The 23,749-nt window shown below is 56.2% G+C and carries 16 protein-coding genes and 4 pseudogenes; 12 read left to right on the forward strand and 8 right to left on the reverse strand.

Features of this window, described 5'->3' with window-relative positions:
* Window positions 1-138 precede the first annotated feature (138 nt).
* Genes BCA33_RS19345 through gshB form a run of 7 tightly spaced genes read right to left on the reverse strand, consistent with a single transcriptional unit; the run spans window position 139 to window position 5,863 of the window.
* Complete coding sequence (locus BCA33_RS19345) at window positions 139-1,440, reverse strand: dihydroorotase (protein WP_071268399.1); 1,302 nt, start codon at window positions 1,438-1,440, stop codon at window positions 139-141.
* A complete protein-coding gene (locus tag BCA33_RS19350) occupies window positions 1,437-2,459 on the reverse strand; it encodes an aspartate carbamoyltransferase catalytic subunit (protein ID WP_071268401.1) in 1,023 nt (340 codons plus the stop codon). The genes BCA33_RS19345 and BCA33_RS19350 overlap by 4 nt, the downstream gene beginning before the upstream one ends.
* A 27-nt stretch (window positions 2,460-2,486) precedes the next feature.
* Window positions 2,487-2,996, reverse strand: coding sequence for a bifunctional pyr operon transcriptional regulator/uracil phosphoribosyltransferase PyrR (pyrR, locus tag BCA33_RS19355; protein ID WP_071268403.1), 510 nt, complete (start codon window positions 2,994-2,996; stop codon window positions 2,487-2,489).
* Window positions 2,997-3,010: 14 nt separating this feature from the next.
* Window positions 3,011-3,442 (reverse strand): Holliday junction resolvase RuvX, encoded by a 432-nt coding sequence (gene ruvX, locus BCA33_RS19360; RefSeq protein ID WP_071268406.1) that lies wholly within the window; start codon window positions 3,440-3,442, stop codon window positions 3,011-3,013.
* Window positions 3,435-4,001 (reverse strand): YqgE/AlgH family protein, encoded by a 567-nt coding sequence (locus tag BCA33_RS19365; RefSeq protein ID WP_071268407.1) that lies wholly within the window; start codon window positions 3,999-4,001, stop codon window positions 3,435-3,437. Before BCA33_RS19365 ends, ruvX begins: the two co-directional genes overlap by 8 nt.
* Window positions 3,998-4,864 carry an energy transducer TonB gene (locus BCA33_RS19370; RefSeq protein ID WP_071268409.1) on the reverse strand — a complete coding sequence of 289 codons (867 nt, stop codon included), beginning with the start codon at window positions 4,862-4,864 and terminating at the stop codon, window positions 3,998-4,000. Before BCA33_RS19370 ends, BCA33_RS19365 begins: the two co-directional genes overlap by 4 nt.
* 45 nt (window positions 4,865-4,909) lie before the next feature.
* Entirely contained in the window at window positions 4,910-5,863 is a 954-nt protein-coding gene (gene gshB / locus BCA33_RS19375; protein WP_083394835.1) for a glutathione synthase, read from the reverse strand.
* Window positions 5,864-6,160: 297 nt separating this feature from the next.
* Between gshB and pilG the strand changes: the two genes are divergently transcribed.
* The 11 genes and pseudogenes from pilG (at window position 6,161) to znuB (ending at window position 21,765) form a co-directional block, all read left to right on the forward strand.
* Window positions 6,161-6,553: a twitching motility response regulator PilG gene (gene pilG / locus BCA33_RS19380; RefSeq protein ID WP_071268417.1), complete on the forward strand. Its 393-nt coding sequence runs from the start codon at window positions 6,161-6,163 to the stop codon at window positions 6,551-6,553.
* Window positions 6,554-6,586: 33 nt separating this feature from the next.
* Window positions 6,587-6,948: pseudogene (pilH, locus tag BCA33_RS19385) on the forward strand (twitching motility response regulator PilH).
* 20 nt (window positions 6,949-6,968) lie between these two features.
* Window positions 6,969-7,514 carry a chemotaxis protein CheW gene (locus BCA33_RS19390; RefSeq protein WP_071268419.1) on the forward strand — a complete coding sequence of 182 codons (546 nt, stop codon included), beginning with the start codon at window positions 6,969-6,971 and terminating at the stop codon, window positions 7,512-7,514.
* Between the two features lie 92 nt (window positions 7,515-7,606).
* The gene (locus BCA33_RS19395; RefSeq protein ID WP_071268422.1) at window positions 7,607-9,682 is read left to right on the forward strand and encodes a methyl-accepting chemotaxis protein; all 2,076 of its coding nucleotides are present in this window, start codon (window positions 7,607-7,609) and stop codon (window positions 9,680-9,682) included.
* A gap of 27 nt (window positions 9,683-9,709) precedes the next feature.
* A pseudogene (locus BCA33_RS19400) lies at window positions 9,710-10,608 on the forward strand (protein-glutamate O-methyltransferase CheR).
* Window positions 10,609-10,619: 11 nt separating this feature from the next.
* Window positions 10,620-18,046: pseudogene (locus BCA33_RS19405) on the forward strand (Hpt domain-containing protein).
* Window positions 18,046-19,098, forward strand: coding sequence for a chemotaxis protein CheB (locus tag BCA33_RS19410; protein WP_071268424.1), 1,053 nt, complete (start codon window positions 18,046-18,048; stop codon window positions 19,096-19,098). The pseudogene BCA33_RS19405 and the gene BCA33_RS19410 overlap by 1 nt, the downstream one beginning before the upstream one ends.
* 11 nt (window positions 19,099-19,109) lie before the next feature.
* Entirely contained in the window at window positions 19,110-19,571 is a 462-nt protein-coding gene (locus BCA33_RS19415; RefSeq protein ID WP_071268426.1) for a chemotaxis protein CheW, read from the forward strand.
* A 110-nt stretch (window positions 19,572-19,681) separates the two neighbouring features.
* Window positions 19,682-20,173, forward strand: a complete 492-nt coding sequence (locus tag BCA33_RS19420) for a Fur family transcriptional regulator (protein ID WP_071268427.1) — start codon at window positions 19,682-19,684, stop codon at window positions 20,171-20,173.
* Window positions 20,166-20,954: a zinc ABC transporter ATP-binding protein ZnuC gene (znuC, locus tag BCA33_RS19425; RefSeq protein ID WP_071268428.1), complete on the forward strand. Its 789-nt coding sequence runs from the start codon at window positions 20,166-20,168 to the stop codon at window positions 20,952-20,954. Before BCA33_RS19420 ends, znuC begins: the two co-directional genes overlap by 8 nt.
* Window positions 20,941-21,765 (forward strand): zinc ABC transporter permease subunit ZnuB, encoded by an 825-nt coding sequence (znuB, locus tag BCA33_RS19430; protein ID WP_071268429.1) that lies wholly within the window; start codon window positions 20,941-20,943, stop codon window positions 21,763-21,765. Before znuC ends, znuB begins: the two co-directional genes overlap by 14 nt.
* 7 nt (window positions 21,766-21,772) lie before the next feature.
* On the opposite strand, the pseudogene BCA33_RS19435 reads toward znuB, so the two are convergent.
* Window positions 21,773-22,854: pseudogene (locus BCA33_RS19435) on the reverse strand (patatin-like phospholipase family protein).
* 209 nt (window positions 22,855-23,063) lie between these two features.
* On the opposite strand from BCA33_RS19435, the gene BCA33_RS19440 reads away from it, so the two are divergent.
* Window positions 23,064-23,749, forward strand: a 686-nt coding sequence (locus tag BCA33_RS19440; RefSeq protein ID WP_139173066.1) for a GGDEF domain-containing protein, incomplete at its 3' end; no start/stop codon positions are given.

Below are 23,749 nucleotides of genomic sequence, written 5' to 3' on the forward strand. Positions count from 1 at the left end.
ACACTATGCTGGCAGGGGCAAGGATACGTTGGCACAGGTGCCCTGTTTCAAGGGTTTTTAAGCAACATGTGGGATTATGTGATGGTGTCGACAGAGGTTGGCCAACCCCTGCCGCATTTTCTTACTGAATTTCAGGCTTCAGGCGACGGACCAGACCTCTCGTCCTTCCACCAGAGTAAGTCGCACCACTCCGGCCAAAGACTGGCCGAGTACCGGTGCATGGTGACCTGCGGAAATAAGCGACTCACTACTTGGCGTCCAACAGGCGTCGGGATCAAACACGCAAAGGTCGGCTATATCATCCTGTTCAGTCGAGGCGGCCAACCCGACCACCGATGCCGGCCCAGAAGTAAGCCCGCGAATCAGTTCAGTAAGGGTTAACTCACCCTTCTTCACCAGGCCAAGGCCTAGAGACAGCACGCTTTCTATGCTGGAAAGGCCAGGCTCGGTGTCTGGCAGAGGCGCCTGTTTGGCGGCGCTCTCGTGAGGCAGGTGCTGGCTTACAATTGCATCAATCACCCCGTCACGAACCCCGGCAACCAGCGCCTTACGATCCGCCTCCGAGCGCAATGGCGGGCGCAAGTGGAAGCGGCTGTCAAAACCCGCCAGCGCGTCCTCTGTAAAGGCAAGCTGGTGCATGGCTACATCGGCGGTCACCGCAATACCGCGACGGCGAGCGTCGGCGATCATCTCTACACTACGCCCGCATGAAAGCTGACTCAGATGCAGCCTTACGCCAGTTTCTTCCGCAAGCAGCAGCATTTCCATCACGGCTGCAGTTTCGGCCACTTCCGGGATACCCAGCAGGCCAAGACGCGCTGTTACCAAGCCATCATGGGCGTAACCATCCGCCGCCAAAGATTGGTTTTCTGGGCGTAGCATCACGGTCAGTCCAAACGTCTGGGCATAGGCCATACAGCGACGAAGCACTCGCGCACTACGCACCCCCTGGGAGCCATTGCCCAAGGCGATACATCCAGCCGCGGTGAGGCCCGCCATGTCACTGAGCATTTCCCCTTCAAGACCGCGGGTCAATGCGCCCACGGGCAGCACCCGGATAGCGGAGCTGGCATAGGCCCCATCTAGAATCAGGTGAGTCACGGCCCGGGAGTCATTCACCGGCGACGTTTCCGGGGACACGCACACGGTAGTGAAGCCGCCCCGGGCCGCAGCTCGGGTCTCCGAAGCCATATTGCCTTTCTGGCCATTGCCCGGTTCGCGCAGGTTGCAATACAGGTCTACAAACCCCGGGGTAATCACGCAGCCTTTGGCATCAAATGTCTGGTCGGCATCGGCTTTTTCAGCCGCCTCTCCAGCGGCCGCAATGCGCCCGTTTCGGATCAACAGCGCACGGTTAGAGGTATCACCTCCATGACCGTCCAATAGCCGACCACCGGTAATTTTCAAGCTGGCGCCGGAGAATTGTTCATTACCGCTCATGCCAGACCTCTTTCGTTCAGTTCAGTCAGTGTTTGCTGGCGCTCTGCCACCTGCCCACCCATGGCCATAGACATCACAGCCATACGAATAGCAATGCCATTTGTTACCTGATTCAGAATGACCGATTGCGGACCATCCGCCACTGCAGATTCAATTTCCACACCCCGGTTAATCGGGCCTGGATGCATGACAATGCACTTCGGATGCGCCAGCGCCAACTTCTCCTGGCTCAACCCGTAAAGCCGGTAAAACTCGCGCTCGCTCGGCAGTAAAGCGCCTTCCATGCGTTCTTTTTGCAGGCGCAGCATGATCACTACATCCACATCCTTCATGCCTTTGGCCATGTCATATTCCACGGTGCAGCCAAGGCTTTCGACGTCTCTTGGCAACAGGGTTCCGGGTGCGATAACTCGTATCTGTTCGGCGCCCAGCTCATTCAACGCACGGATCTGGGAACGCGCCACCCGCGAATGCAAAATATCTCCCACGATGGCGACTTTGAGGCCTTCAAACCCGCCTTTGTGCTGGCGAATGGTCAACATGTCCAGCATGGCTTGAGTGGGGTGGGCATGGCGGCCGTCGCCAGCGTTGATAATGGCCACCCCGGGGGTCACGCTTTCAGCGATAAAGTGCGGCGCGCCACTTTGAGCATGGCGCACCACAAACATATCGCTGGCCATAGCCTCGAGGTTTAGAAGTGTATCCGAGAGCGACTCGCCCTTGGAGGTGGCTGAGGTGTTGATGTCGAGATTAAGCACGTCGGCAGAGAGCCGCTTGGCAGCAAGCTCAAAAGTGCTACGGGTGCGGGTGCTGGCCTCAAAGAACAGATTGACCACCGTTCGGCCCCGCAGCAGAGGCACCTTCTTGATGCTGCGCTCGCCCACTTCGATAAACGAATCTGCCGTATCAAGAATATCGGTCAGCAGCGGCCTGCTCAAACCGTCCAAGGTCAGGAAATGCCGCAACTGGCCGTCCCGGGTTAGCTGTAAATGGTTGGGAGAAGCTGCGTTTGCGGTCATGGTTTGCCTGCTATCGGGTTCGGGGGGTTACTGTCCGGTTTCCTGGAGCTCAATACGAAGCGGATCCGGGCCACGAAGCTTCACGCGTTGCTGCGCACCCAGTGTCAGAGACTGCCCTGCCACATCGGGCTGAATAGGCAGTTCGCGCGCACCTAAATCGATTAGAGTGGCGAGTATAATACTGGCTGGACGGCCATAATCGAACAGTTCATTCATCGCAGCGCGTATGGTGCGGCCACTCATGATGACATCATCAACCAGAATGATATCCCGGCCTTCGGTATCAAAAGGCAAGCTTGAAGGCGTCACTTTGGGGTTCAGACCAATGCGGCTGAAATCATCCCGATAAAAAGAGATATCCAGCTCACCGAACGGCTCTTCAATACCAAGGCGCTTGCCAATAATATCCGCTACCCAGACGCCACCCGTGCGGATGCCAATGAGTACAGGCGACTCGATGCCGCGCTCTTTAAGCAGGTCACGAAGCCCCATTTCCAGCGTATCCATCAGCTGATCTACATTAAGCAGTGCGCTCATTCCATCCTCGCTTTTTATTCTGTTTGCAGCCGACACCAGGTTTCCAGTATCAGCACAGCTGCACGATCGTCCACACCGTGACGACCATAGTCCCGGCTACCACCGACCGCCATCACTTGGCCCTTTGCCTCATAACTGGTCAGGCGCTCATCCACCATTTCTACCGGAACATGAAAGCGGCCATGCAAGCGCTTGCCAAATTTGCGGGCACGGCCACACATGTCATTTTCACTGTCGTCCATATTCAGGGGCAAACCTACCAAAACCAGATCCGGCTGCCATTCCAGCAACAGTTTTTCCAACTGGCTCCAGTCCGGGGTTCCGTTATCGGCAAGAATCATGGCCAAGGGCTGGCCTGTGCCAAGCATCTCCTGCCCGGTAGCCACGCCAATCCGGCGGAGGCCGAAATCGAATGCCATAACGCTGCGCTGACCGACCTCAGGCATGCCCCACCGTTTCACTAAGCTGGTTAAGATCTATTCCGATCAGCGTAAGGACGGCTTTGTAGCGATCAGCCCAGGGCGTCCTGAACAGAATATCGGTGGTTGCAGGGCAAGTCAGCCAGGCGTTGCTGCCCAGCTCCTCTTCGAGCTGCCCTTCGCCCCAGCCTGAGTACCCCAACGTCATCAAAAACTCTTCCGGGCCTTTGCTGAGGCCAATGCCGGCAAGTATGTCGCGGGAGGTAGTCAGCATAACGTCGTCAGCGACCTTGGCGGTATTTTGCCAGTCCGCACCCGGGGAATGCAGAACAAACCCGCGCTCTTGTTCTACTGGGCCACCACTGAACACGGGTAAATCGAGTTCGCCGCCCTGGAGATCGAGCTGCTCCAGAATTTCACCCAAATGAATATCCAGAGGCTGGTTAATCATCAGCCCAAGGGCGCCCTCATCAGAGTGTTCGCACAGGTAAATAACAGCACCATGGAACCGGGGATCCGCAAGATAAGGTGAGGCCACCAGAAAATGATGTCTCAGGCTGTGAGGAGAATGTTTAGATGCCGTCATCCGGATGTCAGCCCCCGTTGCTGGAAGGACCAGGTACGTATGATTTCTAGCTCGTCGACGTCTTTCCGCATCTCGTTCGGAAAGGGTGCAAATGGCGCGGCCATCCTAACGATTCGAATCGCCGCATCATCCAGCAGAGTGCTCCCGGACGACTGCAGAATAGCCACTTCCTTGATTGTGCCATCTTTCTGCATGGATACCAGCATTCGCAGGGTGCCATAAACTCCGGCACGGCGGGCTTCGGTGGGGTAGTTGATGTTGCCAACCCGGGTGACCTTGCTGACCCAATTCTGGACGTACCAGGCATTGGTGGACTTCAGGGTGGAGGCAGCGGTTACCCGCATCACTCGGGGCTTACGCGCGTAGGCCTGCTGCTGGGCATCGAAGCGAGCTTCAAGGCTGGCGATCTCCAGGCTTCGATCCATCAGACTTTTCTTTTCCCTGACCGGCAGAGGGTCTTCTTCCGGCTTGGCGGACTGCTCAGGTTGCTGAACCTGCCGGCTTGACCGGCTTTCCGTTTGCACAACTGCCTGCTCCTGGCGGCGAACCGGCTCAACTTGCGCCCTTGGTTCCGGCTGTACCTGTGCCACGTCTGGCTGGCTGATTTCGGAGGGTTGCGGTGTGGTCATCTCCCGGGGCTCGTCTTCGGTGCCACTGCCCTGCTGACTGGTCTGGGCCAGGAAGTCAGCTTTCTCCGGCGCCTTTTCGTCGTCAAACTGCGACAGGGTGATTTCCATAGTCTGAGCAGAAGAGCGCGGCGACTCGGGCGCAAACGTTATGCCCAGCACCACAACGGCGTGCACCACCAGCGCCATGAACAGCGTGAAGGAAAATCGGTCTAAATCGCTTACCTGCGCCGCCATTACTGCGTTTGTCCCTGTGCTTGAGCCTGACCCATGATGCCTCCGTCAGCCCCGGCCCAATCGCTTCGCGACAGCATCCATCAGAAGGCTGGAAATATCTGTCCCGAAGGCTGTGTCCAGCTCCCTAATGCAGGTTGGGCTGGTCACGTTAATTTCGGTCAGATAGTCACCAATAACATCCAGGCCTACAAACATCAGGCCTTTTTCCTTTATTACCGGCGCCACCCGGGCACAGATTTCTCGGTCACGGGCGGTAAGCTCGCGACCCTCGCCTCGACCCCCAGCCGCCAGATTTCCGCGGTTTTCGCCGTGCGAGGGAATGCGCGCAAGCGAGTAAGGCACCGCCTCACCCTCAATCATCAGAATGCGTTTGTCGCCATCACTGATTTCGGGAATGTACTTCTGGGCCATGGCCTGATGCTCACCATAGTTGGTCAGGGTTTCAATAATCACACCCAGGTTGAAGTCGTTTTCCTTGATACGGAAGATGGAGTGGCCACCCATGCCATCTACCGGCTTCATGATCACATCGCCGTGTTTTGCATAGAACTCCCGAAAACGATCCGCCGAGCGACTAACCAGTAACGGCGGCGTCAGATCCTCAAACTGGGTCGCAAACAACTTTTCGTTGCAGTCACGCAGGGTGGCTGCCGGGTTAACTACCAAGGCACCTTGCTGTTCCGCCGATTCAAGAATATAGGTAGCAATCAGGAATTCGCGATCCACCGGAGGATCCTTGCGCATCAGAATTACGTCGAGATCGCCCAAGGCACGATCCTGGGCCGCGCCGAAGCTATACCAGTTCTCGGGATCCATCTGTACCGTTAAATTGCGGGTGCGGGCCATGGCTTTGCCGCCGTCCATGTAGAGGTCGGGCAACTCCATGTACTCGATTTCCCAGCCACGGTTTTGAGCCGCCAGCAGCATCACCAATGAACTGTCTTTTTTGAAATGGATATCCTCAATTGGATCCATCACGATTCCGAGTCGAACTGTCATAGTGCCTCTTGAGCTTCTGATGCGTTAAAACACGAACCGGTCTGCAGAGTGGACCGGACAATAAGTGCTATGCTGAGAAAACAGATGGTATTGTACCCGAGCCTTGATTGCATCCGGAGAAATCCTGGCAAATTACGTGATGTTTCAGGCAATAGTACATTTGGTCACAAAGTAATACTTTTTATCGGACCGACGATAATCTATAAATGAGCGGGGTTTATAGAAGAACCTTAAGGTTTATGCTAAAACCCTCGCTTGAAAAACAATGACAGTCGCTGAGCGCAAGGCACCTGGACAATGGATGACAACTTCGAGAACTTGAAGATCATGGTGATCGACGACAGTAAAACCATTCGTCGCACCGCAGAAACCCTCCTGAAGAAGGTTGGCTGTGAGGTTATCACCGCAACGGACGGTTTTGACGCTCTGGCCAAAATTGCTGACTCACAGCCGGACATCATTTTTGTAGATATAATGATGCCTCGCCTGGACGGCTATCAGACCTGTGCGCTCATAAAGAACAACTCCTCTTTCAAAAAGACGCCGGTGATCATGCTGTCAAGCAAGGACGGGCTTTTTGATAAGGCCAAGGGCCGCATCGTAGGCTCTGACCAATACTTGACCAAACCGTTCAGCAAAGATGAGCTGCTTAATACGATTCGTCACTATATACCCGTGACGCCACAGTAAACCCTGCTGACACATAGAACCATCGAGGAACTAATGGCTCGCATTCTGATTGTTGACGACTCCCCGACTGAGGTTAAAAAAATCTCCACCATTCTGGAAAAGCACAAACACGAAGTGCTTACCGCCGACAATGGCGCCGATGGTGTTGCCAAAGCACGCGCCGAGACCCCGGATTTGGTGCTCATGGATGTGGTTATGCCTGGCCTAAACGGCTTTCAGGCAACCCGCCAGCTGACCCGGGCCCCGGAAACGGCTTCCATACCTGTGATTATTGTCACAACCAAGGACCAGGAAACCGACCGAGTTTGGGGAACCCGCCAGGCGCCAAGGGATACCTGGTGAAGCCGGTTAAAGAAGACGACCTGATCAACACAATCAACAGTCTGATTGCCTGATCCCCAACCGTGGAGTAAGCATGTCCGCCCAGGCAGCCCCTTTTGCCGTTTTGACGGATATCGCCCAGCGCAGCCGCTCCATGGCTGCGGGCTTGCCAGAACAACAAGAGGCCGTGGAACTATGGAACGGCATCGGGTTTGTTCTTGCAGGCGAGCGCTATGTAGCTCCCATGGGCGAGGTCACTGAAATACTGCACGTTCCCCGGTTTACACATATTCCGGGCGTACGGCCATTTTTGATGGGTGCTGCCAACGTTCGCGGTCGCCTCCTCCCCTTGGTAGACCTTGCCGGCTTCTTTGACATTCCTCGCTCTTCCCGTAACCAGCGGGAACGGCGGGTTCTTGTTATTGAGCAGGGCGATGTCTTCAGTGGCCTGGTTGTCGATACCGTGCTGGGCATGCAGTACTTTGCAACCGACAGTTTCAAGGCAGCACCGGCTGGTGTGCCTGAAAACGTTCAACCGTTTGTCGCAGGCGGTTACGAACGAAACGAAGAAGTCTGGAAAGTGTTCTCCGCCGTCGACTTGCTCGAAGACGAACGCTTTCTCGACGTCGCACAGTGGTAGGAGTGATGACAGTGGCAGGATAAACACCCTGACTGCCTGAAACCTGATTAAAACAACTTGCCCAATTCCAGAAGAGGCCGGGAGCCAGAAAAATGAAAAACAGAGCCGGAAGAATCGGTATGGGTCAGGGGGGCAACAAGCTTGTTGCCGGCCTGATTACCTCACTGATCGCACTCACCGTCCTGCTCGTTGTGGTCCTGTTTATCATTAACAGGGACAGCCAGAACGACCAGGAATATATCGCCAACGCCGCAGAGCTCAGGGTGCTGTCACAGGAAATTGCGAAAAACGCGACTGAAGCCGCCGGCGGTACCGCCGAGGCATTCAATCAGCTGCGCCGCTCCCGCGATGAATTCCAGCAACTCTGGTCCAATGTGACCGAAGGCAACCCGGAAACCGGCCTGCCACCCAGTGAAATGGCCAGCGCAAGCGGTGTTCAACAACACTGGAATTCGGTACGCGAGAACGCAGACAGCATTTTGTCCACCCGAGACGCAGTGCTGGGTCTGCACGAAGTGGCGCGCACCCTGAACGAGACCATCCCTCAGCTCCAGGTGGAGTATGACGATATCGTACAGATCCTGCTGGATAACGGTGCGCCGGCGGAGCAGATTGCTCTGGCTCAGCGCCAGTCACTGCTGGCAGAACGTATTGTGCGCTCGGTAAACAACGTCCTCTCTGGTGATGAAGACGCCGTTATTGCCGCCGACCGGTTTGGCCGCGACGCCAGCCTGTTCGGTCGGGTACTTGACGGCCAGCTTAACGGCAAGCCCGCCATGGGCATTTCCAAAGTTGACGACGAAGACGCCATTTACGGCCTGGAAGCGGTAGATGAGCTGTTTGAGTTTGTTTCCCAGAACGTAGACGCTATTCTTGAAGCCTCTCCCGACCTCTTCAAGGTACGTACAGCGGCCAGCGACATTTTCCAGAATTCCGAGATCCTGTTGTCTGAACTGTCCGTTCTGGCGGAAAGCTTTCGGGCGCAAAGCGGCTCGCGGTTAGTCAGCCCGACACTGGCCTTTATCATTCTGGCCGCCATGGTTGCCATGGTTGTATTTATCGGCCTTGCTCTATACCGGGAAGCTCAGGCGCGCCTGACAACTACCCAGGAACAGAACGAACAAAACCAGAACGCGATCCTGCGACTACTGGACGAACTGGCCGACCTGGCCGACGGCGACCTTACCACCGAGGCCACGGTAACCGAGGACTTCACCGGCGCCATCGCCGACTCCATCAACTACGCGATCGACCAGATGCGTGGCCTGGTACAAGCGATTCGTGGCACCGCAGTACGTGTGGCCTCAGCCGCCCAGGAAACTCAGTCTACGGCCATGCACCTGGCTGATGCTTCCGAGCACCAGGCACAAGAAATTGCTGGTGCCTCTGCCGCGGTTAACGAGATGGCTGTGTCTATCGACCAGGTATCGTCCAACGCTGCGGAATCCTCAGCGGTTGCGGAACGCTCGGTTGCCATCGCCAAGAAAGGCGCGGAAGTGGTACAGAACACCATTCGCGGCATGGACAACATCCGTGAGCAGATCCAGGAAACTTCCAAGCGGATCAAGCGTCTGGGTGAGTCTTCCCAGGAGATCGGTGACATCGTATCCCTGATCAACGACATTGCCGACCAAACCAACATTCTGTCGTTGAACGCTGCAATCCAGGCCTCTATGGCCGGTGATGCAGGCCGAGGCTTTGCGGTAGTAGCGGACGAAGTTCAGCGCCTGGCGGAACGTTCCTCTGCGGCAACCAAGCAGATTGAAGCACTGGTTAAGACGATCCAGTCTGATACCAACGAAGCCGTTATCTCCATGGAACACACCACCGCCGAGGTGGTACGTGGAGCTCGCCTGGCACAAGACGCGGGTATTGCCCTCGAGGAAATCGAGAACGTATCCATGAGCCTTGCGGAGTTGATCCAGAACATCTCCAACGCGGCGCGCCAGCAGTCGTCTTCTGCAGCACACATTTCCAATACGATGAACGTTATCCAGGAAATTACCTCCCAGACATCGTCCGGTACCAACGCGACCGCGAAGTCCATCGGGAATCTGGCAGAAATGGCCTCCGAGCTGCGGTCCTCCGTTGCCGGCTTTACACTGCCGGAAGAAGACGTGGCGGACCACGAGGAAGAGGAAGACAGCAACGTTCCGGTGGTGGGCTGATTTACAGCCCGAGGCTAGTGGCGGTTTATGTCTGAACTTCATAACAACCCGCCATCTGCCGAAAGCGCCTGGTTTCTGCGCCGTCTTCCTGACATGGATGAGGCGCAGTTCAAGCAGTGGCAGGCACTACTGGAACATCGCACAGGCATGGCACTGCCCGCAGAGCGCCGCTCGTTCCTGGAGACCAATCTGGGCATCCGGATGCGAGAAATAGGCTGCGGCAGTTATCAGGCTTACTACGAAACAATTGTCTCGGGGCCGGATGCCATACGGGAATGGTCAACACTGGTAGACCGGCTAACGGTGCAGGAAACTCGTTTTTTCCGGGATCCTGACGCTTTCCGCCTGGTCGCTGACTATGTTGTCACGCGGCCAAGGGAGCAGTTCCGGAAACGGCCTATTGAGGCATGGAGCGTCGGATGCTCCACCGGGGAGGAACCTTACACGTTGGCCATGGTACTGAACGAGTGCATGGGCCAACTGGATCTGCAACCGTTATATGGCGTAACCGGCTCGGACATCAGCACGCCAGTGATCGAAAAGGCCCGGATTGGCCAGTTCAGTGCTCGCAAGTTGCTGGGCATGGAAGAGAATATGAAAACCCGGTATTTCCGCCCGGCCGAGCGGAACACCGTAGAAATTATCGACAGCATCCGGGAACGGGTCTGCTTTACCAGACTGAATGTGCTGGATCTGGATAAAGCCCCCATGCACGGATGAATATTATCTTCTGCCAGAATTTGCTGATCTATTTCCGTCGCTGGCGCAGACGGGACATTGTCAGGCGACTTGCAGAGCGGCTGGCGCCCGGGGGACTACTGGTTCTGGGCCAGGGAGAGCTGACCGACTGGCAGCCCCCAGGTCTTCAAAAGGTACCCTCGGAACATGTACTGGCGTGGATAAAGCGCCAGGCTGACGAAGAATAACCGGAGAGGTTATGGGCAACCACCATGACAGCATCGCCCTCGACTGGGTTCGGGGCGAGATACAGGACACGCTGACCCAAGGTCAGCATGCGCTCGAGGCATACGTCGAAAATCGTGACGACACTGCTCGCCTGCGCTTCTGCCTGAATTATCTCCATCAGGTGCATGGCACCCTTAAGATGGTTGAGCTTTACGGTGCAGCGCTGCTGACCGAAGAAATGGAGAAGCTCACCCAGGCGGTGTTGAACAATAGCGTTGTCAGCGTGGACGAAGCCGTTAATGTCCTGATGCAGGCGATTTTACAGCTTCCCCAGTACCTGGAACACCTGGCCAGCAGCCAGGACGATTTTCCTATGGTACTGCTGCCTTTGCTGAACGATCTCCGGGCCGCGCGGGGCGACTCCCTGCTTTCTGATACCTCCCTGTTCAAGCCCGATCTGGCCCCGTCGCGCATGCAAGTTGCAGGCAACGTTTCCGAGCGCCTGCAGGATCCCAAAGTACTTGGCCATATTCGAAAGCTTCGCCAGATGTACCAGTTTGCCCTTGCTGGCATCATTCGCGAAGAAGATCTAGACGCCCAATTCGTGTACTTGCAAAAAGTTATTCACCGGCTGACCCGCCTTTGCCAGAAAACACCCCGTGGTGAGCTCTGGAAAGCCGCAGCTGGCTTCGTGGAAACACTTCAGGCCAAGGCCAATCCAGTCAACGCAGCGGTAAAGTCCCTGCTCCGGGAGCTGGACAGCGAAATTCGTCGCCTTACCGACGAGCACACGGACATTCTCGCGCAGCCCGTGCCCGATGCGCTTTTGAAGCATCTGCTCTACTACGTTGCCCGGGCAAGGGATTTGGATTCCGAAGGCGTTACGGAGCTACGCAGCCGTTATCAGCTTGATCAAGCATTACCTTCAGAAGACGATGTGGACGCTGCCAGAAACCGGGTTTCCGGCCCTGGCCGTGAGGCTATCCACTCTGTTGTCAGTGCGCTCAACGAAGAACTCGCCAAGCTGAAAGATCAGCTGGATCTGTTTGTACGCTCAGAAATGCGCCAAAACAGTGAACTGGAAGACCTTCTCCCTGGCATGGTGCAAGTGGGTAACACACTGGCCGTATTGGGTTTAGGTATTCCGCGGAAAATCGTTACAGAACAGATTGAGCTGGTTGAAAACCTCAGTACCCAAAGCGAACTGGTCGACGACGGCATCCTGATGGACATAGCCGGGGCTCTGCTTTACGTGGAAGCCAGCCTAGCTGGCCTGGACAACGAGCGGCCGCCGGAGCGTTCTGGAAATAGCGGCGACAGCTTGCCGCCCAATCAGGGCTCTCGCGAGCTCGGAGAAGCAAGCAATGCCCTCCTCCGGGAATCCCGCAATACGTTAGAGCAGGTCAAATCTGCGGTCATTAACTTCATTGCTTCCCAGTGGGACACCCGCGAAATTGAGCACGTTCCGGGTTTACTCCACAGCATTCGTGGCGGCCTGAGTTTGGTACCTCTGGACCGAGTAGCCAGCATGCTGGCCTCAGCGGAGCGCTACATCTCCGATGTTCTGCTCAGTGACAAGCACGTTCCAGACTGGATGCAGCTAGATACCCTCGCGGACGCGATCACCAGTATCGAATATTATCTGGAGCGCTTGGCTGAAGGCATAAGCGATAACGAGGACATTCTTCGGATAGCCGAAGAGAGTCTCTCCAGGCTTGGCTTCCCTGTGGGTGAAGAGCCTACTTGGGGCACCGAGCCCAAACAGGATGACGTGCCGGTTGTAGGGCCAATGAACACTGAGGAGCCTGCCGCCAGCGCCTCTGTGCCGCAGCCCGAAACCAAAGCCTCAGATGAAGAGCTTCTAGACGATGAAATCCTTGGCATTTTCGTTGAAGAAGCCGAAGAAGTTCTGCACACCATCCACGAATTCTACCCGCGCCTGCGCCAGAACCACGACGACCGCCCAGCGCTGACCGAAGTTCGCCGCGCGTTTCACACTCTCAAAGGTAGCGGCCGCCTGGTTGGCGCCACCAGCCTTAGCGAGCTGGCCTGGTCGGTTGAAAGCCTACTCAACGGCGTGATTGATCAGAGTATCAAGCCAAACGACGACTTGTTCTCCCTGATTGATGACGTGAACGCACGCATTCCGTCGCTGATTCATGAGTTCCGTGATGGCCAAACCACTGGCGACGTTGCCGAGCTGATAGAGCGCGCGGACGCATTAGCGACTACTCGCCGCAGCGACAGTGAGCAAGAGGTTGTTCCAGAAGCTCCGGCATACTCTGCCGACGAGCCGGTTGTTGACAATATTTCAGAACCAGAGCTGGCCACAGACAGTCTCCCGCAGGATGACCTGATTGACGATGAAATCCTCGAGATCTTTGTCGAGGAAGCCGGCGAGGTTCTGGAGACTATCCGGGAATACTTACCCATGCTGCTGCGTCAGCACGATGACCGCAGCGCTCTTTCCGAAATACGTCGTGCCTTTCACACTCTCAAAGGCAGCGGCCGCATGGTCAATGCATTGATTGTGGGTGAGCTGGCCTGGTCCGTCGAAAACATGCTGAATCGTGTCATTGACGGCAGCATTTTCATGAATGACGACATAGCCGGCCTGCTGGGTGAGGCAACCGATATTCTGCCGGCTCTGGTATACGATTTTGAAAACCACCAACCGCCTTCCGTCGATCCTTCCAGCCTCGAAGCCCGAGCCAAAGCTCTGGCCAACGGCGAAATCCCTGACGCCAGTACGATGCCAGCCAGCGGAACCGATTATGTTTCCGGCGTCAGCACAACGGAACTGCCGGAGACCGATGGCGATGCGAGCGAGGGCAGTGTTGACCCGGTCCTGCTGGACATCTTCGAAAGCGAAACAGAAACCCATCTGCAAACGCTTAAAGAGTTTCTAGCGTCTGCCGGCGACAAAGTCAGCGTCTCTTACACCGACAACCTGTCCCGCGCTCTGCACACACTCAAGGGCAGCGCTCACACAGCGGGAATTGCGCCGATAGCCGACGTTATCGCCCCACTAGAGCGTTTCATCAAGGAATCTCGTGCCCAGAATCTGCGCGCTGACCCTGACGTGCTGTCTTTGATTGAAACTGCTTGTGACTTCCTGACACAGGGACTGGCACAGATACGCCAAGAGCCTCAGACTTCGCTGCCTGGCACAGAAGCGTTTCTGGGAAAGCTGGAGCATATCTCCCACGACAGGCTGCTACGTACTTACAGCGAAGACTCCAGCTCCAACGGCGAACAGCCAGCACCGTCCCTCCTCGTTCAGCTATTCCTGAATGAGGGCCTCGACATTGTTCTGGATGCCGATCTCATCCTTGCGCAATGGGCACAGAACCCACAGGACCAGGGTTCGCTCTACGGCCTCACCACGGAACTGATACAGCTTACCGATGCTGCATCCGACGCCGGGTTGCCTGATTTGGCTGCCTTGTCAGAAGCATTGCAGGAAGTCTACGCTGCAGCCATTATCCACAACGAAACGCCGGATGAGCCGTTCTTCTCAACCGTGCGCAACGCCCATGAACACCTGATCAACATGATGGATCAGGTGGCTGCAGGGCTGGCGATCGAATCCAGCGATGAACTGGTTGCCGAGCTAGAAGCCCTCACACTGTCTATTTCTGTAGCAGAAGCCGATACCACGAGCGCCTTCGATCAGGAGTTTACTGAAGATCTTGAGGAGATTGACCTCAGCTTCGACCTGAATGAACTGGAGACGCCTGAACGGGAAGAGGCTCCGGCGCACTCTGAAACTGAAACCGCCGACAGTGAGATGGACGAAGAGCTTGCAGAAATTTTCCTCGAAGAAGCTCGAGATCTCATCGACAGCACTGGCGAAGCTCTGCAAAGCTGGAGCGAAGACACCGGAAATCTCGACATTCTGCGCTTGCTCCAACGGGATCTGCACACGCTAAAAGGCGGAGCACGCCTTGCCGATATCCCGGCAGTAGGTGATTTGGCCCATGAACTCGAAAACCTGTTTGAGGGGCTGACTGAAAAGCGCCTGTCCGTTAACGAAGAACTGTCAGACCTTCTATTCCGCTGCCATGACCGGCTTGCCGGCATGGTAGACAATATGGAAGCAAAGGAGCCTCCTCGCCCGGCACCCGATCTGATCAGTGAAATCCACGCGTACATGGATAATACAGGCAGCTCGCGCCCGGTTACGGATGTGACGGCACCGGACGAGCCGGACAGCTCCGAATTCGAAGATGGCACGCCAGCCATACCGGAGCTTGGGGATGCTGAAGAGCCGGATGTGGGCGAGTTCGGAAACGATCTCTCGCACATGGACCCAGAGCTCACCGGCATTTTTCTTGAGGAAGCCTACGACCTGATCAACTCAACCGGTAGTGCTTTGCACACCTGGAGTGAGGATCCGTCTAACCGTTCAGTAGCCGCAGAACTGCAGCGCGATGTTCATACCTTGAAGGGTGGCGCGCGCATGGCCGGAGTTGACGCAATTGGCGACCTGACCCACGTACTTGAGGATCTGTTCGAGAAGGTAGCGGAAGGCCAGCTTGAAGCCAGCGGTGCAATGAACGACGTACTGTTTGCCTGCCACGACCGGCTGGCGCAAATGGTAGAACAGGTTGCTACACAAAAGCCTTGCCCCCCCGCACACGACTTGGTAAATCAGGTTGAAGCCATTCTCCATGGAGAATCTGCGCCGGCGGACAGCGAGCGTCCTGTGCCAATACTGGGCGTCACACCTGCAGACGCTCACGACCACGAGCTCACCGGCATATTCCTTGATGAAGGTCACGAGATCCACGATGCCATTAGCGAGTGTCTGGATCAGTGGCGCGACGACCCACAGGCGATGGACGGTGTTGCCCAATTGCAGCAAGAGCTGCACACCCTTAAAGGTGGCGCCAGGCTGTCTGATGTAGACCCTGTAGCGGAACTTGCTGAGGCTTGGTCCGGTGCGCTGGATACCCTGTTGTTTAACCCGGGCAACCAGAAACTCTTGCTAGCACTCAGTGATCGCGGTCTCCGCGACCTGAAGTCCATGCTCGGCGAGCTGGCCCAGGGTAATGAGTTGGTTGCAGACCCGGAACTTATTTCGGCCTTCAACGGCGCGCAACATCCTGACGCAGCAAGCAGGGAGCAGTCGGAGGACGCGACAGCAAGCGCAGATCAGGATGCGATCGACCCGGAGATTCTGGAAATATTCCTGGAAGAAGCCGGTGAAATCATGGATCAGCTGGAACAGCTCCTTGATGACTGGCGCAAAGAGCCTGCCAACAACCACTTCAATCAAGAAGCCCAGCGCGCATTGCACACGCTGAAAGGCGGTGCCCGCTTATCCCAGCTCACTTTGCTGGGTGACAAAGCGCATGATTTTGAAACCCGCCTAATCGATTTGGGCGGCAGCGCGCCTGATGACAGCCAGTGGCAGGCTATTACCGAAGATCACGACGGCATCATTGCTCTGGTTGCAGGTATACGCGACCTTTCCAGCTCCGGCATAACACCCGTTGAGCCTGCGAGCGAGTCGACACCAGCGGCAGCAGACCCGGTGCAACCCGATGCGCCAGCTGAGCGAACACCCAAGCCTGCACGAGCTAAAGCCCGCAACAGGACCGCAGAAATACAGCGAGCCGCCCAGGAAACCATTCGGGTATCGGCACCACTGCTGGATGACCTGGTTAACCTGGCGGGCGAAACCAGTATCACCCGTGGTCGGCTGGAGCAGCAAAGCAGCGATTTTGGCCATACTCTGGATGAAATGGCCGCAACCATTGAGCGCTTGCGGGAACAGCTGCGCCGAATGGAAATCGAAACCGAGACACAGATCCTGTTCAGTGCTGAAAAAGAGCATGGTCCGGATTACGGTGACGACTTCGATCCACTGGAAATGGACCGGTATTCGTCCATCCAGCAATTGTCTCGCGCTCTGACGGAATCCTCTTCAGACCTTGCAGATCTGCGTGAAACCCTCTCTGACCGGGTGCGTGACACGGAAACCCTGCTGGTTCAGCAGTCCCGTATCAACACGGAACTCCAGGAAGGTCTGATGAAGACCCGAATGATTCCGTTTTCCTCCATGGTGCCGCGTTTACGCCGGATTGTTCGCCAGATCAGCGGCGAGCTAGGCAAAAAAATCGAGTTTGATGTACGTAATGCTGAAGGGGAGATGGATCGCACCATCCTGGAGCGTATGATTGCGCCGCTAGAGCACATGCTACGGAACGCCATCGACCACGGCATCGAAAGCCCGTCTGAGCGCCAGAAAAACGGTAAGGCAGAAACCGGTGAAATCACCTTGTCTCTGGCCCGCGAAGGTGGGGATGTGGTTCTGCGCATGATCGACGACGGCGCCGGCATTCCTTCTGCGGTTATACGGGAAAAAGCCATTCGCCAAGGCCTACTGAAAGAGGATGAGGAGCTTTCCGAGCGGGAAGTTCTTCAGTTTATCCTGCAGCCAGGGTTCTCGACGGCACAGCAGGTAACTCAGATTTCTGGCCGTGGCGTGGGTATGGATGTGGTCGCCAGTGAAATCAAACAACTTGGCGGCAGCCTGGATATCGAATCACAGCTGGGCCGCGGCACTGCATTTACCGTGCGACTGCCATTTACCGTTTCGGTAAACCGTGCCTGATGGTATCCACGGGTGAAGATTTCTACGCTATTCCGCTTAACACCATTGAAGGTATTGTCCGGGTCAGCACCTACGAGCTTGAGGAATACTACAAGCCGGATGCTCCCATGTACGAATACGCTGGCCAAGAGTATCGCTTGCAGTATCTTGGTAGCCTGCTGAACAGCGACCACCACCCCAAGCTTCAGGGCCAGGCCTTGCCGCTGCCGGTGATTCTGGTCCGCGGTGCCGAACAGCCCATGGCGTTGCAGGTAGACAACCTGATGGGCAGCCGTGAAATCGTTGTTAAATCTCTGGGCCCACAATTCAGCACCGTTCGCGGCGTATCCGGCGCCACCATTCTTGGTGACGGCAACGTGGTAGTGATTCTCGATCTGCCGGCCATGATCCGTTCCGACATATTGTCTGAGCGCCAGCGCCTGGCCGACCTGGAAAAGGCACGAGAGTCTGCGCGCTACGAAGAACGCGCTACCGTTGTCATGGTAGTGGACGATTCGGTTACAGTGCGCAAGGTTACGTCTCGCCTGCTGGAGCGAAACGGCATGGAGGTTATCACCGCAAAGGATGGCCTGGATGCGGTGGCGCAGTTGCAGGATCACAAACCCGACATCATGCTTCTGGATATTGAGATGCCACGCATGGACGGTTTCGAGGTCGCCAGCTTCGTAAGGCACGACGACAACCTACGGGATATGCCGATCTGCATGATCACATCCCGAACCGGTGAAAAACACCGTGAGCGAGCCTTGGCTATTGGCGTAAACGAATACCTCGGCAAACCCTTCCAGGAAACCGAACTGTTGAAAACCATCGAACGGCTTATCGGTAAGCAGTGATGACCGGCCAAAATGGCCGGGCTCAGGTCGGAATTGTGTCGGATATTGTCCTGCAGAGGCATCGCCTGCAGGCAGCAGCCGCCAAATTTGGCCTCGACGTCTGCTTCTCCGGGGATCCCGAGCGATTACAGGGCTACCCGGAGTTTCCGGAGGCCAGGCTCTGGCTTGTGACTCTGGAAGACGAAGCAGATCATCCGGCCTTGTTCGATTATCTTCTGGAACACACCGAGGTTCCGGTCTTATTCGGGCTGGATCAGGCGCCCGTATCCGGCAGCGCGGATTACTTCCGCTGGGAGCGCAGGCTTCTGGGTAAGCTGGAGCAACAACTGGGTGAACTTGCCCAGCTGGACTCCATAGCCAGTATCAAAGAGCTAGAGGTGCAAGCTCCTGAAAGCCAGGCATCACCTGAACTGCCCCAGTGGCTGACACCCGCAGCGCCAGGTTCTGTTGCAGAAGATGTCTGGGTGTTATGTGCTTCTTTGGGCGGCCCAGCCGCCGTGAAGGCGTTTCTGGACAGCCTGCCGCCGGGCCTGCCGGTGGGTTTCATATACGCCCAGCACATTGATGGTAATTTTGCCGAGGTGCTCACCCGGGTGCTTGGCCGCCATGCGCATTACAAACTGCAGCACGCTGAAGAAAACTACAGGGTAAAGAACGGCGATGTGGTACTGATGCCGGTTGAGCACGAATGGAAATTTGACAGTACCGGTGTGCTTACTGAACAAAATACTCCCTGGCCCGGGCCCTATGGGCCATCTATCGACCAGGTGTTACTCAATACAGCGGATCATTACGGCGCCCATTGCCATGTGATCCTGTTTTCCGGTATGGGCAACGACGGCGTAATTGCCGCACCTTTACTCAAAGCCTACGGTAGCCGGGTCTGGGTTCAGGAGAGCGCTAGCTGTGGTAACAGCTCAATGCCAGATTCCGTAGCGGCCACCGGCAGTGCCAGTTTTTGCGGTACGCCGGAGCAGCTGGCCGAGGAACTGGTTAACACCATCGAAAAATCTTGCCTGCTTAAAGGTCGGCAAAAACGGGGCACCGCCTGAGGACACAAATAATGAATGACAACAGCCAGACCCTCTCCTGCGTAATGATCCCCGTAGGCGGGCGACAACTTTTACTTCCCAACGTATCCATTGCAGAGGTGGTGGACTACGCCAGCAACGACCCGAGCGCCGGAGCGCCGGACTGGTTAGCGGGGCGCTTGGACTGGCGTGGACTGGACCTACCGGTTATTTCCTACGACGCAGCCAATGGCGGAACTCTCGCAATACCCGGTGAGAATCGGGGCCGGATTGTGGTGCTAAACACCATCAGCAGCAACAGAAAAAAGCTTCGGTTCATGGCTCTGATTACTCAAGGCATCCCCAGCCAGGTTCGTATTACCGAAGAACAGATCAAGCAATTAGAGGGCGAAAACGGCCCTGCCGATCTTATGCGGGTCGATGTTGATGGCGAAGCGGCCTGGATTCCCAACCTGGATTACCTGGAATCTCTGGCCAGCGAATTACCAGTGTAAACAAAGAACACAGCACCATAGCGCCGACACAACGCCCGGATTGTTCCTTGCACTTGGCGTAGGGCGCCCTGCGAATGTTATAATGTTACAAATTTTGCAGGATCCCAACCATGTCTGCCCGCGCGCTCCCGTACCGACCTCACAATCACGATGCCTGTGTTAACCAGGCCTTGGCAGAGGCAAAGGCAATCTGCCAACAGCAGAATGCCAGGCTTACACCCACTCGTGAGCGGGTGCTGGAGCTGGTTTGGCAATCCCACAAGCCCCTAGGGGCTTACGATGTACTCGCCAAGCTTACCTCCGAGGGCCACAACGCTGCGCCGCCAACGGTATACCGTGCTCTGGATTTTCTACAGCAATACGGGCTGGTGCATCGAATAGCTTCGCTCAACGCCTTTACTGGTTGCACCCACGCCGGCAAGCACCATACGGGTATGTTTCTTATCTGCCGGGCCTGCGGCAATGCTCTGGAACTAACCGATACATCGGTGTCCACGGCTATATACAATGCCGCCGGCGCCGAAGCCTTCTGCACCGAAACCGTCACTCTGGAAGTAACCGGCCTGTGCCCCAGCTGCCAAACGGAACAACATCATGAGTGAAGCGTTGGCTGCCATCGAAAACCTTACCGTCCGGTTTGACGATCGCCCGGTTGTTGATCGGGTAAACCTGTCACTGCACCGGGGCGATATCATTACCATCATCGGGCCCAACGGCGCGGGCAAAACCACGTTGATCAAAGCCATTCTGGGCATACAGGCTGTAACCGACGGCCGTATTGTTCGCGCAAAGAACCTGGTTATCGGGTACGTGCCCCAGGATCTGCGCCTGGAATCAACCTTGCCCCTAAGCGTCAAACGCTTCATGTTACTCAGTGGTCAACCTCTGGCAGAGTGCCACTCTGCGCTGGCGCGAACCGGTGTTAGCCATCTGATCGAGGCATCCGTGCACCATCTGTCCGGGGGCGAGCAGCAACGTCTGTTGTTGGCCAGAGCACTGGCGCGAAAGCCGGATCTTCTGGTACTCGACGAGCCAGCCCAAGGCGTTGACATCAATGGCCAGGCCGCACTTTATGACCTGATCCGCCAATTACGCGACGAGCTCAACTGTGGCGTGATCATGATTTCCCACGATCTGCATCTGGTTATGGCCGCCACTGACAAGGTTATCTGCCTGAACCAGCATATATGCTGCAGCGGTTCGCCCGCAGACATCTCACACGACCCGGCTTTTATTGAAACCTTCGGCCGCCCGGTGGCCGAGTCCCTAGCGGTGTATCATCATAACCACAACCACAGCCACGACTTACATGGCAACGTGGTAGGCGCCGATCACTCAGGCTCAACCTCTGACCATGGGGAGTGCCACCATGAGCATCATTGATACTGTGCTTAACGACTTTTTCTGGCGCGCCCTCATTGGTGGTTTGGGTGTGGCACTGATCGCCGGCCCATTGGGTTGCTTTGTTGTGTGGCGCAGAATGGCGTATTTCGGCGACACCCTGGCTCACTCGGCGCTTCTGGGCATTGCGCTCAGTTTTTTGATCAGCGTTCCACTGAACCTGGGAGTTATCATCACCAGCGTTATTTTGGCCATAGCCTTAATGCTGTTTTCCCGCAACAAAACCCTGGCCACCGACACCCTGTTGGGCATTCTTGCCCACAGCGCCCTGGCCATTGGCTTGGTAGCGCTGAGCTTCATGCCGGATGTCCGCATCGACCTGACCGGCTTGCTGTTCGGTGACCTGTTGGCCATGAACCGCAACGACCTACTGTGGATTTATGGCGGTGCTGTTCTGATTCTGACGCTACTAACCGTACTTTGGCGTGGCCTGCTGATGAGCACCATCCACGAAGAACTGGCGCGGGTGGAAGGGGTGCCGGTTGAGCGTTTGCGCCTGTTGCTGATGCTGATGTTTGCGCTGGTGATTGCGGTTGCCATGAAGATGGTGGGCGTTCTACTGATTACCGCATTGCTGATTATCCCGGCCGCCACGGCGCGACGGCTAGCCAGCACTCCCGAGCAGATGGCGGCACTCGCTGTGGTGTTCGGGTTTATTGCGGTAGTCGGTGGCCTGAGCATGTCTTGGCATCTGGACACGCCGGCAGGCCCATCTGTGGTAGTGACGGCATTTGCCACATTTCTGGCTGTTTATGGCAGCGCCGGCCGGTTCTCAACAAGACGTTCTGCCTGATCGACCGTCACAAAGGCTGAATAACATCCATCAGGCGGCCGGTTTCCAACAGCTCGAGAAACTCATCCCCCAAGCGCTCGCTCTCGGCAATGGCTTTTCGCATGAGCGTTCCCGGCTACCGTCATTTCCTGCGTAAGTTTCGAAATCCTTACGATCCGGCAGCTTGCCATCTGGCAGGCGCTCCAGATAATCCGGGGAAGGCGCCACCAACAACACATCTTGCAAGCGAGTCGCATCGCCGCGACGCCAAGGCAGGGCTTTATCAAACCAACCGGGCACGATGCGATCGGTAAAGTGCGGGTACAAAACCACGCCCGGTTGCTTATAAGGCAAATCAAGATGGTAATCCAGAAGTCCACCATCTCGGTATATACCGTCCGGAGCACCCGGAATATTCCGAACACCAGACATCACCATGGGAATGGACGCGGATGCCAACAATGCAGGCAGCAGGTTCTCGCGGCTCAGCGGCACTTCGTGGCTGGCGAAGTCAGCCAACGGCGATAACGGAGCCTTCCGTCTGGCATCGTGAAGAATGCCCCGTTCCATAAAGCGCCCCAAGTGCCGCCGGCCAACAACATTGGCACTTATGGCGCTCATCAAGCCAAAGCCCAGGCGAGCTCTGGTGTCTGGCTCAAGCATGCCAAGACTCCGCACAACTACCACATTCAAGCGGTACCATGGGTGCTCAAGAATATAATCCTCACGGCCCCCTATCAGCTCTTCGAGGAACAAAGTGCTTTGGCGAGTAACCTCAGCCGCACTGACACCCTTCGAAAAACGCTGGGAAGTATAAAGCTCTGCCAATAGGGTAAGCTGGGCCTGGGGATTATCGGAAGAGGCGATGGCGGCAAACCGCCAGCTGCCAACAGACGAGCCAATCAAGGCGCGCTCCTGTTCAACCCGGGGCAGCCAGTCACCAAAAATGGCTTTGTCCAAGCCACTGAGACCCAGAGCCTTGGGGCCGCCGGCCGCACCGGGTATAACGTGCACATCGCCTGGAGTAAGAGGCTTTTCCTGCAACCGCTTCATGGTTCGGCGGCCTGCCCGGATCGTAAGCGCGGGCGCGCGAGTATGGATGGCGGTCATATCAGGCTTCCCATCAGTGTTCTGTATGAATGATCATCAGGTCAGATAGCGTAACGATTTTAACGAAGCGGTCACCAGCGGCCAACTGAACAAAACTAATAGCGCCGATAAACAGATACTTCCGCTTCATCGGCGAATACCCATGCTAGACTTAAGACAGGCCCAAAAGCGGAAGCGGGGCGACCTAACAAATACAGCCGGAGTATGCTGTGAATACGTTCCCGTCTAACGATTCCAGGTCTACCAACCCAACGCTTGCGGTGCTTGGCTTCAAGCGCCAGCTGGTGTACCACCTGCATTTTTGGGCCTTCATTGCTGTGGCTCCGCTGGTAGTTGTGCAATGGCAGCATCATCATTTTCTGCTCTCCGCCCTGCTGATTCTCTTCTGCGCGAACGCTCTTGCGGTCATCGCCCTGTTGCGGTTTCGCGGCACCTACTTCCTGAAAGGCCGGCTATTTCCGCTGCTTGCCGTAGTCTGTGCTGCCTACTCGACTGCCATCAACGGGCATGTAGGCCTTTACTGGGCTTACCCGGCCGCATCGGCCCTGTTTTTTCTGTTACCTCTTCGGGAAGCTGTTGCCAGCAATATTATTTTTGTCAGCACCATGGCAGTGGTCTCGTTCATGAACTTTCCCGAGGCAGATTTCTGGCGTATTACCTTCTCCTTGGGCCTCAATTGCCTGTTCTCCATGATTTTCGCCTGGCTGGTGGGAAAACTTCAGAATGAGCTGACCCGGCTGGCAACCACAGACCCACTTACCGGCTGCCTCAACCGGTCACAACTGGCCGACATCCTGAACAGCCAAATCCAGATGCGTGAACGCTATGAGCGAGTATCCAGCCTGATTCTGCTGGACCTGGATTATTTCAAGCTCATCAATGATCAGTGGGGCAC

It is taken from the genome of Marinobacter sp. AC-23, assembly GCF_001858325.1.
GTDB lineage: Bacteria > Pseudomonadota > Gammaproteobacteria > Pseudomonadales > Oleiphilaceae > Marinobacter.